This is a genomic window from Paenibacillus sp. IHB B 3415 (genome assembly GCF_000802655.2).
Lineage (GTDB): Bacteria > Bacillota > Bacilli > Paenibacillales > Paenibacillaceae > Paenibacillus_AQ > Paenibacillus_AQ phytohabitans.
In genome coordinates this window covers 90,296-106,883 of the sequence record NZ_JUEI01000007.1, presented here as the reverse complement: position 1 = coordinate 106,883, position 16,588 = coordinate 90,296, and the positions used below count along the sequence as shown (strand labels likewise).

General features: G+C 50.8%; 16 protein-coding genes. 10 read left to right on the top strand and 6 right to left on the bottom strand.

Annotated features, from left to right (window positions below):
- Positions 1 to 151: 151 nt before the first annotated feature.
- Genes QW71_RS04610 through QW71_RS04600 form a run of 3 tightly spaced genes read left to right on the top strand, consistent with a single transcriptional unit; the run spans position 152 to position 3,263 of the window.
- Entirely contained in the window at positions 152 to 1,357 is a 1,206-nt protein-coding gene (locus QW71_RS04610) for a helix-turn-helix domain-containing protein (RefSeq protein WP_039293919.1), read from the top strand.
- A gap of 41 nt (positions 1,358 to 1,398) precedes the next feature.
- Entirely contained in the window at positions 1,399 to 2,454 is a 1,056-nt protein-coding gene (locus QW71_RS04605; RefSeq protein WP_039293917.1) for an ABC transporter substrate-binding protein, read from the top strand.
- A complete protein-coding gene (locus tag QW71_RS04600; RefSeq protein ID WP_039293914.1) occupies positions 2,451 to 3,263 on the top strand; it encodes an alpha/beta hydrolase in 813 nt (270 codons plus the stop codon). Before QW71_RS04605 ends, QW71_RS04600 begins: the two co-directional genes overlap by 4 nt.
- 100 nt (positions 3,264 to 3,363) lie before the next feature.
- On the opposite strand, the gene QW71_RS04595 is transcribed toward QW71_RS04600, so the two are convergent.
- Entirely contained in the window at positions 3,364 to 4,119 is a 756-nt protein-coding gene (locus QW71_RS04595; protein WP_039293912.1) for a PIG-L deacetylase family protein, read from the bottom strand.
- Positions 4,120 to 4,163: 44 nt separating this feature from the next.
- Positions 4,164 to 5,501, bottom strand: coding sequence for an MFS transporter (locus QW71_RS04590; protein WP_039293910.1), 1,338 nt, complete (start codon positions 5,499 to 5,501; stop codon positions 4,164 to 4,166).
- Between the two features lie 318 nt (positions 5,502 to 5,819).
- Between QW71_RS04590 and QW71_RS04585 the strand changes: the two genes are divergently transcribed.
- The 4 genes from QW71_RS04585 (at position 5,820) to QW71_RS40875 (ending at position 10,118) form a co-directional block, all read left to right on the top strand.
- Positions 5,820 to 7,409 carry a methyl-accepting chemotaxis protein gene (locus QW71_RS04585; protein ID WP_039293908.1) on the top strand — a complete coding sequence of 530 codons (1,590 nt, stop codon included), beginning with the start codon at positions 5,820 to 5,822 and terminating at the stop codon, positions 7,407 to 7,409.
- Between the two features lie 23 nt (positions 7,410 to 7,432).
- On the top strand, positions 7,433 to 7,858 hold the full coding sequence (locus QW71_RS04580; RefSeq protein ID WP_039293905.1) for a chemotaxis protein CheW: 426 nt from the start codon (positions 7,433 to 7,435) through the stop codon (positions 7,856 to 7,858).
- Positions 7,859 to 7,873: 15 nt separating this feature from the next.
- Positions 7,874 to 9,865 (top strand): chemotaxis protein CheA, encoded by a 1,992-nt coding sequence (locus QW71_RS04575; protein ID WP_235441390.1) that lies wholly within the window; start codon positions 7,874 to 7,876, stop codon positions 9,863 to 9,865.
- 79 nt (positions 9,866 to 9,944) lie between these two features.
- A complete protein-coding gene (locus QW71_RS40875) occupies positions 9,945 to 10,118 on the top strand; it encodes a hypothetical protein (RefSeq protein ID WP_171716245.1) in 174 nt (57 codons plus the stop codon).
- An 83-nt stretch (positions 10,119 to 10,201) separates the two neighbouring features.
- Here QW71_RS40875 and QW71_RS04570 read toward each other — a convergent pair whose 3' ends face one another.
- Positions 10,202 to 10,570 carry a hypothetical protein gene (locus tag QW71_RS04570; protein ID WP_039293902.1) on the bottom strand — a complete coding sequence of 123 codons (369 nt, stop codon included), beginning with the start codon at positions 10,568 to 10,570 and terminating at the stop codon, positions 10,202 to 10,204.
- Between the two features lie 179 nt (positions 10,571 to 10,749).
- On the opposite strand from QW71_RS04570, the gene QW71_RS04565 reads away from it, so the two are divergent.
- Both QW71_RS04565 and QW71_RS04560 read left to right on the top strand, forming a co-directional pair.
- Positions 10,750 to 11,238 carry an AAA family ATPase gene (locus tag QW71_RS04565; protein WP_039293899.1) on the top strand — a complete coding sequence of 163 codons (489 nt, stop codon included), beginning with the start codon at positions 10,750 to 10,752 and terminating at the stop codon, positions 11,236 to 11,238.
- A 161-nt stretch (positions 11,239 to 11,399) separates the two neighbouring features.
- Positions 11,400 to 12,158, top strand: coding sequence for a CPBP family intramembrane glutamic endopeptidase (locus QW71_RS04560; RefSeq protein WP_039293896.1), 759 nt, complete (start codon positions 11,400 to 11,402; stop codon positions 12,156 to 12,158).
- A gap of 930 nt (positions 12,159 to 13,088) precedes the next feature.
- Here the strand turns inward: QW71_RS04560 and QW71_RS04555 are convergent.
- From QW71_RS04555 to QW71_RS04545, 3 genes are all read right to left on the bottom strand, one after another.
- Positions 13,089 to 14,033 (bottom strand): serine hydrolase, encoded by a 945-nt coding sequence (locus QW71_RS04555; protein ID WP_039293894.1) that lies wholly within the window; start codon positions 14,031 to 14,033, stop codon positions 13,089 to 13,091.
- Between the two features lie 177 nt (positions 14,034 to 14,210).
- Positions 14,211 to 15,203: an anti sigma factor C-terminal domain-containing protein gene (locus tag QW71_RS04550; RefSeq protein WP_039293891.1), complete on the bottom strand. Its 993-nt coding sequence runs from the start codon at positions 15,201 to 15,203 to the stop codon at positions 14,211 to 14,213.
- Positions 15,204 to 15,698 (bottom strand): RNA polymerase sigma factor, encoded by a 495-nt coding sequence (locus QW71_RS04545; protein ID WP_039293888.1) that lies wholly within the window; start codon positions 15,696 to 15,698, stop codon positions 15,204 to 15,206. It lies immediately after the preceding gene.
- A 164-nt stretch (positions 15,699 to 15,862) separates the two neighbouring features.
- Here QW71_RS04545 and QW71_RS04540 point away from each other — a divergent pair, with 164 nt between their 5' ends.
- Entirely contained in the window at positions 15,863 to 16,399 is a 537-nt protein-coding gene (locus tag QW71_RS04540) for a GNAT family N-acetyltransferase (protein ID WP_039293886.1), read from the top strand.
- Positions 16,400 to 16,588 lie beyond the last annotated feature (189 nt).

Sequence of the window (16,588 nt, the reverse complement as noted above, 5' to 3'; positions counted from 1 at the left end):
CCAGAGAAGAGTACCCGGTGGCGTTCTTTTTTATTGAGTTTTTCACAGATAATGATTATCATTATCGCTGTAGAGCTGATATTCTGCAGCCAGCCGCATTTGCTGCGGTCTGCATTACAATATGACACTATATAAGAACGGAGGAATACGTATGGAGCGGGAACAGCTGCTGGAGGGCAGTCTTCATCCGGAAGGCGGGTGGTTTAACCTGGCGGCTGTCCGGGAATACATAGCGGAGCATTATCATGAACCGCTGTCCATTGATCAGCTGGCAGGTATGGCCGGACTGCGGCCGAAGTATTTTGGCGAATTGTTCAAAAAAACGTTCGGACAGAGCACGATGGACTATCTGACAGAGCTGAGAATCAGCCGGGCCAAGCAATACTTGCAGGAGTCGGATTATCTGCTCCGTGAGATCGCACATAAAGTCGGCTACAGCGATGAATTCTATTTCAGCCGCAAATTCAAAAAGGAAACCGGAGTTCCTCCTTCGTCGTACATCCGTCAACATAAACGGCGGGTTGCCGCCTGCTCTGCAGCTGCGATCGGGCAACTGCTGGCCCTGGATATCATCCCGGTGGCCGCTCCGCTGGATTCCAAATGGACTTCCTATTATTTCAACAAGTATTACGACCGGATTGAAACACATCTTAGGGTAGACCTGATGGACCAGGAGCTTGAGCGGGCTAAGCTGATCAATGCCCGGACGGAGGCAATTATCGGCCACGATGCCTGGGATTCGGCATGGGAGGAGCATCTGCAGCGCAATAGCCAGAACCTCTTCATCCCCCGGGAACAGGACCGCTGGGATGTCCAGCTCCGGGAGATCGCTGCCTTTCTCGGCAGGGAATGTCAGTGCGGACTGTGGCTGCAGCGCTTTGAATACAAAGCTCGCCATGCCAGAGAGCAGGTGGCCGCCGCCGCGGGTGAGGAGAGCTGTATGGTGCCCCGCCTTTACGAAGATCAATTGCATGCTTACTGCAACAGGGGAATCCGTGATGTGATCTATGGCGAACTTGCCTTGAAGCCGGCATATACCGACTCCGGTACGCTGTATAATGAGCCGATTTCGCTTGCGGAAGTCAGCTTATTGAATCCGCAGCGGCTAATGCTGATCATCTGTCCTGATTTTGCCACGAGGCGGCATTGGCTGTCCCTGCAGCACAGTGAGAGCTGGCGTAATCTGCCGGCAGTACAGTCAGGCAAACTGGACCTGCTCCCCTCAGATCCCTGGTTCGAGTACTCGGCGGTAGCACTGGACCGGATGCTGGAGGAGGCCGTTCTGATGTTTACAGGAAATAGTCCAAGCCCGGAACAGGATACAGTCCATGGTTACCCTTCTGTTTATCCTCTATAATCCCTAGTAATGAGAATGATTATCACTAGGGGGAGATAAACATGCAAGATCATAAGGTCAATTCAACCAAGAGAAGGAAGTCAGGAATCCCGGCGATTTTAGTGCTAATATTCGTGATTATGCTGCTGGCGGGCTGCGGCAACAACAATTCGGCGGCTGACAGCGGGACCGGGAATGGAGCCGCTCAGGCAAACGCCGCAGAAGCGACACCGTCACCGTCTCCTGAAGTGGAGCCGGCAGTGGCTGAAGCTGCAGAGGCAACCAGCTATCCGCTAGTGGTTCAGGACGAACTGGGACATGAGGTTACATTAAACACTGCTCCAACGAAAGTATTTGCTCCATATATGGAAGACTCTCTGATAGTGCTCGGCGTCAAGCCGGTGGGACAGTGGTCCAATAAAGGCCAGGGACAGCAGTATCTTCAGGATCGGCTTGCCGGGGTTCCGCTTGTTGATTTCACCAGCGGCTTGCCTTCGCCGGAGGTTGTCATGGCAATGCAGCCTGATCTCATTGTGCTGCATAACTCCTACTATGCAGAGAATGGTGTCTATGAGCAATACTCCAAAATTGCCCCCACCTATGTCTTTCAGCAAGCGGCAGGTGACCTGGACAGCTCCGTAACAATATTGGGTGATCTCCTCGGCAAGCAGGAGGAAGCGGCTAAAGGCCTTGCAGATTACCGCAAGAAAGTAGAGGAAGCCAAGACAACCCTGGCTCCGCATATTCAAGGCAAAAAGGCGCTGATTATCCGGTTCAATTCGCGCGGGATGTTCCTGATGGGCGGTGTTTACGGCGGGTTTGTACTGGCGGAAGAGCTGGGAATTACCAAGAGCGATCTTGTCGCTACAGAGAACAGTGTAGAGCTGTCGCTTGAGGTTTTGCCGCAGATCGATGCCGATTACATCTTCCTGGCCAACGATACAGCCAACACCGGTGAGTCCTTCTATAAGGAACTGACAGAGAGCGCGCTCTGGAAAAGCATCCCTGCCGTCCAGGCCGGCAGGGTCTATGATGTGGATGACCGTAATTGGCTGGGCGGCGGTATCGTTGCCTACAGCAATGTCATTGACGATGTTCTGGAGATCATCGCGCCATGACTATAACGAATGAACGGAGCTACCCGCATCTTGGCTGCGAGGAACATGTCATTTATGCTGGAGCAAGACGCCAAGAGTACCGGATTCTGATCTCGCATCCAACAGGAGAAGCCCCGCCGGAGGGGTATCCGGTCATCTATGCACTGGATGGTCATGCCGTATTCCATACCCTGGCCGAATCCGCACGGCTGCAGACCCGCAAACCGCATGGTTATGATCCCGTGGTAGTAGTCGGAATCGGCTATCCATCCGGAGAGCCCTTCGACATGAAGCGCCGCTGCTATGATTTCACCATGCCGGCTGAGGAGCAGCAGCTGCCCAAGCGGCCGGATGGCAGCCAGTGGCCGGAGAGCGGAGGGGCAGACGAATTCCTCGATCTTCTGCAGCAGGAGATTATGCCGATGATCGCAAGCCTGTTCCCCGTGGACTCACAGCGGCAGGCACTGTTCGGCCATTCCCTTGGCGGCCTGCTTGTTCTGCACGCACTGTTCACGCGTCCGGAGCTGGTAACCCATTATACGGCTGGCAGTCCTTCGGTATGGTGGAATGATTATGCCCTGCTGGCTGAACTGGAGCAGTTCTTGGCTGCATACGTTTCTAAGGGTCTGAAGCGTAAGCTGCTGATTACGATCGGTGCCGACGAGCTGGAGCATATGGTCGAGGATGCCGGGAAGCTTCCCGGACGGCTGGCATCTCTGGCGGAGCATGGCCTGCAGACGAGTCTTAATGAATTCGCCGGTGAGAGCCATGTCAGCGTACTGCCTGCGGCGCTGAGCCGGCTGCTGAGATTCACCTTGGAGAAGGAGTGAGATCCTGAAACAAGCCTAAAGTTCATAGATTCCACGCAAAGAAGAGCAGCAATTCTCCCGTTAAGGTGAGAAGTGCTGCTCTTCTTTATGTTAGTACACTTTAGATCAGCCGGGCATCCACGAAGCAATGCAGATGCAGCGGGGACAGCACCTTCAGGCCTTCACCAAGCTCGAAGTCTTTGCCTTCAGCGAGCTGGCGGCCTTTCTCGCGGAAATAGATCCGGTACATCGCCAGAGTCTCCTCACTGAATTGGCTTCTGTGCAGGGCTAAGGCTGCGAACTTCCGCTCGAAGTGGTCTGTAATGTCAATCACCGTATTAGGCTCCGAGGTGAAATAGAAACCAATGGCCTTCGGCTGCCAGGGGCGGGTGCTTGTCCCTCGGGGATACAGCGGAAGCCCGGACGACAGGAAGGCCTGGGCTGCGGCTCTGCCTGTAACGATATGATCATAATGTGCCTCATAGCTCAGCCACGGATCAGGACAGAGGATAACATCCGGCTGCACGGTACGGATGATCTCGGCAATCTCTTCTGCCAGCGCCGGAATATGCTCCAGGGTGCCGTCGCCGTGGGCCAGCTGATGGAACACTGTGGCACCCAGCGACCGCCCTGCGGCCTCCAGCTCACGTGCGCGGACGGCTGCAATCTCGGCAGAAGACAAATGCTCGTCCACCGCACCAAGATCCCCGTTCGTCACAGTCAAATAATGAATCTCGCAGCCCCGCTCCGCCAAAGAGGCGATTGTCCCGCCGATGCCCACCTCATTATCATCCGGGTGCGGCTGTACGCATAATATTCTGCGGCAGCCAATCAGATCGGGAGGGGACATCAGTGCTGCCATTGTGGATATATCCATGTTCATGATCACTCCTTATATCAGATAAATGCTTTTGTCCCTTTCTATACGGACCGGGTATTCTCCAAATCACTCAGCATCTGCAGCCTCTGCTTATCACTGATATTGTAGAACAGAATCGGCAGAATTGCGGCCAGGAAACACAGCGCGGGCAGCAGAAACATCACGAAGCTGAGCCCCTGCTGAAGCCTTAGAGTCGATTCCTGATTCTCTACATAGCTGAGCAGGCCCAGACTTGCACCGATAATGAGCCGTGACAATGCCCCGCTGAATTTAGTGACAAAGGTGTTCGTGGAGAACACAATCCCCTCGCCCCGGAAGCCCAGCTTCCACTCCGAATAATCAATGGTATCCAGCAGCATGGACGTGCTCACAATGGTTGTCATGCCCGAGAAGAAGAAGCTGACCGCGAAGAACACCAGTGTGGTCATAACATTGTGGTCACCGAGAAGGTAAGGCAGGATGCAGGACAAGCTCCCCAGAATGCAGGATAGGATGAATACCTTCTTCTTGGAGAAGCGGCGCAAAAGCGGCGGCGTAGCCGTCATGCCCAGCAGCATGCCTACAACAAGGCTAATCCCGACCTGGGTTGCATAACCGGCATCTCCCCAGACATAGACCACATAATACAGCTGGATGCTCTGCCGGATGCCGTTGACCAGGTTGATAATCAGCAGCGAGGCAAGCAGGGTGAGCAGCGGTTTGTTTTTATACACCGTTTGCAGATTTTGCCGGAAGGAGATCTTCACGGGTGAAGGGGCGACTCTTTCCCTGGTAAGAATTCCGGTCAGCAAAATAGATAAAGCGGCAATGATTCCTATAATAATTGCAGAATACAGATAAGCTTGCGTGCTCCGTTCACCGCCGAAGGCCAGCAGCAGCTGGATGCCGCCGACTGTGATCACGACCGCACCGAGGGTTCCGCCGATTTTGCCTAAAGTGACGAACAATGTCCGTTCACCCGGATCTGTAGAGATGACGGACGATAAGGCCCAAAGTGGCGTATCACAGACCGTATACAGCATACCCCAGAGCAGATACGATACGGTGGCGATTACCAGCGTCGTCGTAGAGGAACCGCCGAAGTCCCAGAAGCAGACGATGGTTGCCAGCGCAATCAGGAAGGGGGAGAACAGCAGATAAGGCCTGAATTTGCCCCACCTGGAGCGTGTTTTGTCGGTAATCATGCCCATCAGCGGATCAAGACAAGCATCGAAGATGCTCGCTACTACCAGTATGACGCTTGCGGTAGTCGCCGGAATGCCCAGCAGATCCGTGTAGAAGAACAGAATATACATCGACATGAAGCTGTACAGCATATTCTGGCCCAGCAAGCCGCCGGAGAACACCATTTTCTCAGCCAAAGGTACTTTTGTTGTCAATGGGCAGTCCTCTTTTCGTTGTGTATATGTAGGATTGTACCATTTGCTAATTATGTTTATTTATAACTCTTTTTGATGTTCTGTCAAGCTGAATATGGCTACCGCTGCCAGCTGGATAACCGTTACATATAGACAATGTGGAAGCGCATTACAGAAAATAAATTAAAAAATTATTAATGCAAAATAATTATATTAACTATTTAACGAAAAATGTCGAAATATAGCTGATGTGTCCGGCTGATGGGAGAGTGTTATGGGAGAATACAACAGGATTACGGCAGGATGGACACTAAGAAGTTAACCACGGGGGGAAATCACATGAAATGGTTCGGAAACATGAAAACAGCAACAAAAATTATCTCAGCTTTTATGGTGGTCTCTTTAATTCTGGCGGGACTCGGGGTGTATTCCATTTTCTCGCTGAGCAGCAGTAATCAGAATATGAAAGCCATGTATAACAACAATCTGATTTCGGTCAGAGATCTGTCTGCGGCCAAAATCAATTATCAGGTCATCCGGGTATATATGCGCGATATGAGCAACACCACGGATACAACCCAAATTGCCGGTTATCAGGACAAGATTGCATCCACCCGGCAGGATCTGATCCAGAAGTTGGACAATTACCGTCCGCTGGCCACGACCGTCACGGAGAAAGAGCTGCTGAACGATTTTGACAAAGAGTATGAGCTTTATCTGAAGCTGTTTGAGGAAGCACTTGTTCTGGCTGAACAGGATGATCCAGCTCAATTTAATACATTCCTGACCACCCAATTGACTATGCAGGGAGAGAAAGTACTTGAGAACCTGGATGGTCTGATCGAATTTAACGTGGAGCTGGCCGATGAAGCGAACCGCCACTCACAATCGGCCTATTCCTCCGCGCTGGTGCTCACCATTTCAGTTGTCTCGGCTGCTGTCATCATCAGTATTCTTATAGGTTACCTGATCGCAAGATCCATCTCCAAACCGCTTATGCAGATGCTGCGGCTGGCCTCAGAGGTGGCGAACGGTGATCTGACCCAGCAATCCGATATTTCCACCAAGGATGAAGTAGGCCAGCTGGCTGCTGCCCTGAACCGGATGGTTCATAACCTGAAGGACCTGATCAACGGGATTGTTATGAATTCACAGAGTGTAGCTGCGTCTTCCGAGCAAATCTCGGCAAGTACCCAGGAAATCGCCGGCACCAGCACGAACCAGTCTGCTGCGGCAACGAACATTACCGAACTGTTCAAGGAGCTGTCGCTGGCTATTGATTCCGTAGCCTCCAGTGCTGAGGAAGCGGCGGAGCTGTCGAATGAGACGGTGCGCACGGCCCGGGAAGGCGGATATGTGGTTGAGACCTCGCTGCAGGGAATGCAGACCGTCAATCACCAGATGAAACAGCTCGAAGAGGATTCCGGCAAAATCGGAGACATCATCGAAGTGATTGATGATATTGCCGAGCAGACCAATCTGCTGGCTTTGAATGCGGCGATTGAAGCTGCTCGTGCCGGAGAGCAGGGCCGCGGCTTCGCAGTGGTGGCGGATGAGGTCCGCAAGCTTGCCGAGCGCAGCAGTGATGCCACGAAGGAAATCACGAAGATCATCAAGGCCATGCAGGAGAATACGAAGCAAAGCGTCCGGGCAGTAGCAGAAAGCGTGGAGCAGTCTTCGATGACCAGCCAGGCTTTTGAACAGATTATCAGTATGGTTAATAATTCTTCACTCAAAGTTAATGAAATTGCTGCCGCCTGTGAAGAGGAATCCGCCCAGGCAGCCGAGGTGATGAGCTCGGTACAGTCCATCGCCGCCTCCAGCGAGGAATCCGCAGCGGCTTCAGAGGAAACGGCAGCTACCTGCCAGGCTCTGGCCCTGTTATCTGAGGATTTAGCCCAGTCCGCTGCCGCGTTCAAGACTCATTAATTCTACAGACTGAAGGTGAAGCCATGTCATCCTTACAGAAGGAACAGTATATCGAGCTTGCTGTAGGAGCCGAAACCTGTGCGATCCGTATCGAAGAAATTCATGAAATTATTAAAATGCTCAGTATTACAGATATCCCGTTCACCCGGAATGAAGTGAAGGGTGTGGTCAATCTGCGCGGTAAAGTGGTCTGCGTAATGAGCCTGCGCAATTTGCTGGGGATGGCGGATGAGCCGTACACCCGGAATACAAGAATTATTGTGGTCAACTACCGGGAGGAATTCGTGGGTCTCATTGTGGATAAGGTCAATAAAGTGACTACGTATGTCGAGATCCACCCTCCTGCGGGCGGGCATAACCGCAGCCGCGAAGCAGTCTTCCACGGGATTGGCCAACGGGATGATCAGCTGATTGGCATTCTCAAGCTCGAGGAAATATTAGGCGGTTAGGAAGGGGAACAAGTAATGATGATGGAATTGTCTGCCTACCGCGATATTTTCATAGAAGAGCTGAATGAGCAATTGGAGCGGATCGACCAATCTCTGCTCACGTTGGAGCATGCCCCGGCACCTGAGCTGGTCCAGACGATATTCCGCGCAGCCCATACGATCAAGGGCTCAGCCTCAACCATGGGCTTCCGTGAAATGAGCGATCTGACGCATGAGGTTGAATATGCCCTTGAATGGGTCCGGGAGAAGAAACCGGAGATTACCGGAAAGCTGATTGATACGCTCTTCCGGGCGCTCGACGCCATGAAGCTGCTGCGCACCCAATATATCAGCGGCGGGGATTACGCCGACTGCAGCGCCGTCGTTGCGGAGATCAAGGCATTGATTAATATGCCGGCTGAACCACAACCGGTCCGGTTGCCCGTCCTAAGTCCGGCGGAGATGCTCCTGGCCGAAGAAGCCGTGGCTGCCGGGTACTCGCTGCTGTCCCTCGCGGTAACGCTCAAAGAGGAGTGCCTGATGAAGGCGGCACGGCATTATATGCTGCTGCAGCGTATCGAAGATGTATGCGGAAAGGTCATTGCTGTCGCGCTGCCGGCAGCGGCGGCCGCCGGAGCAGATGAAGACTCGCGTTACAGCCGGTTTGCTGTAGTGGCCGCTGCCGGCAAAGAAATTCAGCAGATATCAGAACAGCTGGCGGGTGATTCTGATGTCCAGAGTATTGCCATCACTCCATTCGTGCCCGGTCCGGCAACGGTTACTGGCGCAGCGGCGGCGGTTGAACCGTCACTGGCGGGGCCTCCGTCTTCCCCGAACAAGGAACGGGGGAACGGTGCCCAGCCGACGGTACGGGTCAGCGTGGAACGCCTGGATCATCTGATGAATCTGGTAGGTGAGCTGTTGATCGAGCAGACCTCGCTGGCCGATCTGAGCGCAGCCGGCCAGCGGAATGATCCGGCTAAGGTATTGCCGGGTATAGGCGGAGTGTCGGATCATATGGGCACTATTATCAAGGAGCTGCAGGAAGGTGTAATGAAGACCCGGATGCTGCCGATGGATCAATTGTTCAACCGGTTTCCTCGCCTGGTCCGGGATCTGGCCCACAAGCTGGGGAAGGAGATTGAACTCCTGATCCAGGGAGGCGAGACCGAGCTCGACCGGATGATTATCGAAGAGCTGAGTGATCCGTTGATCCATTTGATCCGCAACAGCACCGATCACGGGATTGAAAGTCCGGAGGTCCGCGCAGAACGCGGGAAATCCCCCAAGGGTATGATTACGCTCACCTCTTTTCATGAGGAGAATCAGGTGGTTATCCGCCTGGAGGACGACGGGCAGGGCATAGATGCCGGCAAAATCAAAGCCTCTGCACTTAGCAAAGGCATCATCACTGAAGAACAGGCCGGGTTCTTGACGGCTCAAGAAGCCATCCATCTGATCTTTGAGCCCGGCTTCTCAACGGCTGCCGAAGTAAGTGAGGTGTCGGGCCGGGGGGTGGGGATGGATATCGTACGCAGTCAGATTGGACGGCTTAACGGCATCATTGATATTGAAACGGTACCGGGCCAAGGGACTGTGTTCACTATCCGCCTTCCGCTTACACTGGCTATCATTAAGGGTCTGCTGGTGAATGTATCCGGCCGGGTGCTGATCCTTCCTATGTATAATGTAGCAGAAATAGTGCGGATCTCCCCCGAAGACATTCAGATCGTTCAAGGCGAACAGGCGATTATTAACCACGGGCGCATTGTGCCGCTCTCCTGGCTTCGAGACAAGCTGCATTACCCGCGGACTGAGCGCAGCTCCAAGACCATCCCGCTGGTGATTGTCCGGTCTGTGGACCGGATTGCCGCCTTTGCCGTCGATGAGATCATTGGTAATCAGGAGGTGGTCATTAAGTCGCTGGGTGCTTATTTGGGGACGATGAATCATCTCTCAGGGGCAACAATTCTGGGGAACGGGCGGGTTGCACTGATTCTGGATGCCTCCTATCTGGTCAGCCATTAATTTCATTGCTGCAGGGTTTGTATAGAACACGCGATAATTGTGAAAAATATGGAAAGACGTACCAGAAAGGGGTGGAGAGTTGGATATTACGCTGGCTTCAGATGAAGTTATCAGTCGGATCAAGCAGCTTCAGTCTGGTGGAGGTACCGTAAACAAGAAACAGGTCAAGCAGCAGGATCCGGAGTTAATGCGCAGTGCGCTGCATTATTTTCCGAGCTGGGAACATGCCGTGAAGAACGCCGGATTGCTGTAATTGAATCAGATACACAAAAAACCGGAAGATCCGCAGCACACTGCGATTCTTCCGGTTTTTTGCGTGCCGCCAGCTGAATAGGGTTACTTCTTGTGCGGAACAGCCTTGGGGCTCTTGATCTGCAGCTCGATGGCCTGCTGATTCAGCTGCAGCTCATCCATATAGGCTTTGACCTTCATTTGCAGCTTGTGCAGCATTTCAATATGCATATCATGAATTCGGTCTTCAATACAGAATGCCGAACAAGCCAGATATCCATCAGTATAGGATTTGGTATCATCCACTACCGTATTCAATTTTTCTTTGTAAATCCGCTTTACAGGGCCGCTTTCGGGTTTGATTTCATAGTAGCGGTTCGTTTCCGCCAGCAGTCTCCAATGACTGACATCGACATCATATTCATCCTTCTCCAGCTGTACGGTCACTTTAAAGATTTTAATAGGACTGTTCATGTTGAGCGAAACCTCCTGCAACCCCCATACTTATGTTCAATTCTCACTATAGGACTCAGAGATTATAGCATGCGTCAGCCGTATTTCCCACTGGAATATTAGGTAAAGTGATGTGATATATTGCAGTAGCTATTACAATGTAGGATATGACAATACGGTTATTTTAAGGAGAGATTGTAATGAAAAAGCTCATCATCGTAAACGGTACAATGGGCGTTGGCAAGAGTTCAGTATGTAAACTGTTATGCAAGACACTGGACCGGTCCGTATGGCTGGATGGAGACTGGTGCTGGATGATGCAGCCGTGGACTGTGAATGAGGAAAATATCATTATGGTTGAGAATAACATTAACTACTTACTGCACAGCTTCTTAACGAATACGTCGTTCGATTACGTAATCTTCAGTTGGGTTCTTCACCGTAAAGAGATGATTGACCGGTTGCTCGCTAGGCTGGCAGATCTGGAATTTGAACTTCAGGTAATTACACTGACATGTTCGGAATCAGCACTCAGGCAGCGGATGCAGGAAGATCATAGAACGGAGGAGCAGATCAATCGGAGTCTGGAACGGATAAGAACTTATGCAGGAATGCATTCACATACGGTGGATACAAGTGAGATGGGGCTGGATGAAGCAGTTCTGCTGATTAAAAACAGATTGTTGTAGAAGACGGCAAGTCAGCGGATGAATCCATTCATGTGTTCGCCTAGTAGAGGAATGAAAACCGCAGTGAAAATTGTAGTATATTTCCAAGCGATCGTTTACAATAAATCCATTATTGTCCTTGAATGGCAATGATGAAACCAATTACATAAAGGAGCTAACAAATGAAGAACACCGCTGCAAAAGGACATCCGGTTATATTCTCGCTGATGCTTGGGGTTGTCCTGACCCTGCTCGTATCCGTAGCATCCGCAGTAGCTAGCATTCAGGAGTTCGGGGATATGGGGGTCCGGAATGCCCAGGCCTGTGCCTTTCTGGTAATGGCTATTATCGTTACGGTATATATGAAAAGAAAGGATTCCTCGCTTATAAGCTTCGGCTTCCGCAAGCTTGAGGCCAAGCAGGCCAGGCCTGTGCTGTTCTACATACCCATGCTGATTCTTGCAGTGGCCCAGCCGCTTATGAGTGGAATCAACGTGGAGCTGACGGCGGCTGAGGTGATCAGTATCGTAATCATGACGTTTCTGGTGGGATACACGGAGGAATCAATCTTCAGAGGGATTATCAGAGATAAGCTGAAGCATAAAGGGCCTGTTTTTTATATTGTTTTCTCGTCCGTATTTTTTGGTGTTCTACATATGGCCAACGCGCTTGGCGGAAAAGATATCATAAGCACACTTCTCCAGGTAGCCAATGCGCTGCTGCTGGGCTTCGTCCTCGCACTGCTGATTGAGGCAGGCAACAATATTATTCCGCTGATCGGCTTCCATTTCATCTATGATGCACTGGCGATGGTCAGCAATGACAATGTGGAGCATGAGGTTCTGATGGTGTCCATTCTGAATATTCTCTATTTAATATTTGGTATCTATTTGCTGATTGTATTGACCCGCAGGAAGAACAATCACAGTCTGTCCATGTAAAAGAAGCGGCCGGTAAGCAGGCAGCAATGCGGCTTTCCGGCTTTCTTTGGGGTCCCAAGAATCATTAGACAATCTGCAATGATAACGCATACATGACATGAAACCAGTAAGCAGGAGCAAATAATCACTAAAAAGAGTAATCGTTAGGCATGGGCATTCTGCTTATAAATAGCAGGGAATTTCAGGGATTATGACGGGATATGCAGGTTTTTGAAGTTTTAAATTTTATCGTTTCCGGTATATAATGTAGACATCACCAAAGGAACCACAGCAACAATCCACAGGTGGTAACTACAGGTGATTGCCTCATTCCTAAATTTAGCAATGAATGAAGGAAAGGAGAGAATCCCGATGTACTAGCGTTAGCGAAGCGTGCCGGAATCGGCTGCTGATCAAGAAGGTGGATGATAACATCTTCTGGCAGATCGTGGGTATGCGGGAACCCAAGAGCAAATCTTTGAAGATGAACCAAAGCTATTCATTCAAGCAAGAGTAATCTTGCGGAAGAAAGAGCGTGATTCCGTTGAAAAAGGTTAGCGAAGCGTACTAAAACGATTCTTCACAGCAGGAAAAACGTCCGTGAAAACGTTTTTCGTGAAATCGTGTACGCGGGAATCCACCCCATATGCAGGGCATGGAGCAACACTCCGGACAGGAGCGAACGGGCAACACGGAAACATGAAATTTGAACAATCACCATGTCAGGGATATGGCTTTGTTACCAGGAGGAAAAGATTGAAGTGAATACAGGAATTAACACATAAATCCCCGTGCCTCAAGCAATCAGGCAGCGGGGATTTATGCGTATATACATAAGGTACTCCATTTCGCCAGTGCGGCTGAAATGGAGTTGTTTGGATTTCTTCAGCGTACGGGAAGAAGGCGGGAAGCTGCTTGGATTCACCGGAGAAACGGCTTATTTGCAGGCTGCTAAAGTCCGCTTGGATTCATAAGCTGCGGTACAATATACTCGCGGAAGACGTCTGGCGGAGGGTTGTTTTTGCCGCGTCTGTTATCCTGGGTCACCACGGCAACAGCCTGAAGCTCCGGCAGTACATACACAAATTGCCCGGCGTACCCGCGTGCATAGTAATAATCGGCAACCGTTCTTGAACCGGAAGATAAAGAATCAGTCCACCAGTGCCAGCCGTATCCCCCATGCCGGGGCGGTTCAGCCGGCAGAGCCGGCTGTGCCGAACATGCGACCCGTTCGCCGGATATAATCTGCGAATTCTCCCATACTCCCTGCTGCAGATAGAGCTGTCCGAATTTCAGCAGGTCAGCAGGCCGCAGCTTCAGCCCGAAGCCGCCCGTATGGATGCCCTGGGGATCGGTTTCCCAGTGATACTCCCTGATGCCAAGAGGTCCGAACAAATACTGCTCGGCAAAGCTTGCAGTGCTCTGTCCTGAAGCCTGTACCAGAATCGACGACAGCAATTGCGAGATCCCCGAGTTATACTCCATCCGGGTTCCCGGTTCATCCGCGAGCGGCTGCTCCAGTACATAGTTCACCCAATGGGGGGAGCGGGTCATCTTAGGGAAGGAATTCGCTCCGCCGAATTCGGTCCAGCGGAAGCCGGCTGACATGGTTAACAGCTGTCCGATTGTAATTTTCGGTTTACGTGTATCAGCGTCGCGGCTGAGCTGCGGGAAGAATTCGCTGATAGGAGCCGAAGGACCGGAAAGCAGGCCTTGGTCCATCGCGATACAGACCAGCGCGGAGAGAATGCTTTTGGTGCAGGAGTTGATCTTGGCAATCTCGGAAGAAGTGCGCTGATCTCTATAATGGTCAAAGATCAGACGGCCCTGCTGCTGGATCAGACAGCTCCGCAGATTCAGCGGCTTTAGGGAGTCGGAAAGTGCTGACAGGTTCATAGTTGTGTCCTTTCGGTATGTCGTCCGGGCATCTCATATATCATGCTGCCCATGATGCTGCCTTCTTTGCTATATGGATCTGCAGTGATCTTGGATGGATTCGGCTTAATTATCTCAATCTGTAGTGAAGAAGTCCAATTCACCCGTCCGGCTGGAAAGATTCCTTGTAACGACAGCTTAATTAGGAAGCACAATGGAATCAGAGACCACGCCGAAGGTTGATCCTTGGATATAAGCCTGATTCTGCAGAGCTTCCAGCTGTTTAGCGGTGCCGGTTACGACTACACCAATGATTGTGATATCATCCGGTTCAAGAATATTATTATCCCCGGCCAGGCTCTCGTGGACCTGATCTGCTTCCCAGGTGAAGTTCTTGCCGTGCTTCCGCAGCTGTTCGACACTATTAATGAAGGAGTTTACACCGCCGTAGGGGGCAAACTGCTCTCCATGAAATCCGTAGATGATCATCGAATCGGCTGCGATGGTCTGGCGCGTTTCTTTCAGGTATTTTTTATAAGAGGGAGTATATGCATCCGTCCATAACCAGACAGGCTGCACCCCGGCAGGCAGAAGCTTCTGCGTCTCATCCAAGGTATAGGCCTGGTCAAAAGACAACGCCATCTCCACAAGTGTATCGTCACCCAGCTGCTTCAGCAGGCTGATGCTGTCCTCATAGGAATCATAATCAATCTCCGGATGATAAAAGATCATTTCACGGTCCCCGGTGGCAGAATTGTAACGGTGTGTAGACGCTGTTCTCAGCTGTTCAGGGAGAGAGATCGCTCCGAATGCCCCATACCTTCCGGTCGAGTGGCCCAGCAGATTATAGGATTCCTCGATGGGCTGCCAGATATAAGGTTTATTGCCCAGCCATTTGTAAGTCTGATTGTAGGTTTCGCCTCCAAAGCTATCTAATTTCACCGACTGGTTGCTGATGTGCACATTGGGTGCACTGATTTCATTTTTCCAGAGAATCTCAGATTGTACCTTGCTGCCCTGATTCAGTCTCAAGTGGTAGAGGCCATACCAGATAACGGCGAGAATAACCGGGGTTACGATAACAATGATGCCAATGGTCTTCAGGGTGGAGCGGAGTCTGGCTTTTTTGATCATCTGCTGAGCGCCTTTCCCTCCGAAAATAAACGGGTCCTGTTCATGATTCTGTTCCATTTAATAGTCCTCCCCATAAAGTTTGATGAATTGGTTTTTGGCGCGTGTGACGTGAGTCTTGAGCGTGTTCTCATTCATACCGTACAGGGACGACAGATCCTTGTAAGTAAGGTTCAGCTCATATTTGAGAATCAGCAGCTCCTGATGCTGCTCAGAGAGTAAAGCAAGGGTGTCGCGGATATTCTGTGCGGTTTCCCGCCTCAGCAGCTGGATCTCCGGCAGATGGGTTAAAGAAAGAAGCTGGATATCGTCAACATCGACCGCCGGATGGCGTTTGTCTTTACGTTTGAGATCATAGAACTGATTGGTGGCGACACGGAACATCCAGCCCATGACTTGTTTCGGGCCGATACCATCCTGATAGATTAAGTATTTGTAACAGGTGTCCTGAACGATATCTTCAGCATCCTCGCGGGCGAGTCCGCGTTTCCTCAAATACCGGTATAGCAAAGTTCCGGCTTGCTGCAGAAAGTGATGAATGGTTTCTTTGGCCATGTCCTGCCCCCTTCCCCTATACAACGCTAGGCTCCGTGAAAAGTTTACAGCAGCCGGTACATTCAGTATTCCTTAATTATAAATGTTCACTACCAGCAGCAGCTTCAGCAGTTCAGTTAATATAATATCAGTATGTAAAATATTAGCTGCAACGGAGGAGATCTATGTATCAGGATAATGAATTGCAGATTCGGCCGATAGCTGAAGGGGATCTATTCAGACTGTGGGAGCTCTCACATAAAGAGGAAGCACCGGAGTGGAAGAAATGGGATGCGCCATACTACGAACACAAGCGGATTCCGTGGGAAGAGTATTATGGGAACAGAGCGGAGATTGTTGGATGCGGAAATAATTGGGTAATAGAAGTAGAGGGCGAGGTTATAGGCGATGTCAGTTACTATTGGGAGCATGAGCCATCCCTTTGGCTGGAAATGGGTATTATCATCTATGATCCGGCATATTGGAGCAGCGGTTACGGGACAAAAGCTCTCAGACTGTGGATCGGTCATCTGTTCAATGCGTATCCGCTGGTCCGTGTAGGCTATACCACATGGTCCGGGAATGAGCGGATGATCAGGACCGGGGTGAAATTAGGCATGACGATGGAAGCAAGACTCCGGAAATGCCGTTATTATAACGGGCAGTTCTACGATTCTATTCGAATGGGGCTGCTTAGAGAGGAGTGGGAGGTCTTAGGATAGAAAAGATCAGCTGCTGAAGCCGCTGAGGTTTGCGAACAAATTTAGACAAATAAGCATGAAATGCCTGCATTTTGCACGATATGAAATAATCAAAATGCTTGTTTGTGAAAAAAGACACAATATTGTGAAAACTATCACGTTGTTTATCGTAAAATTTTAATATATAATAAAGTTAATTAAAAGAAACAG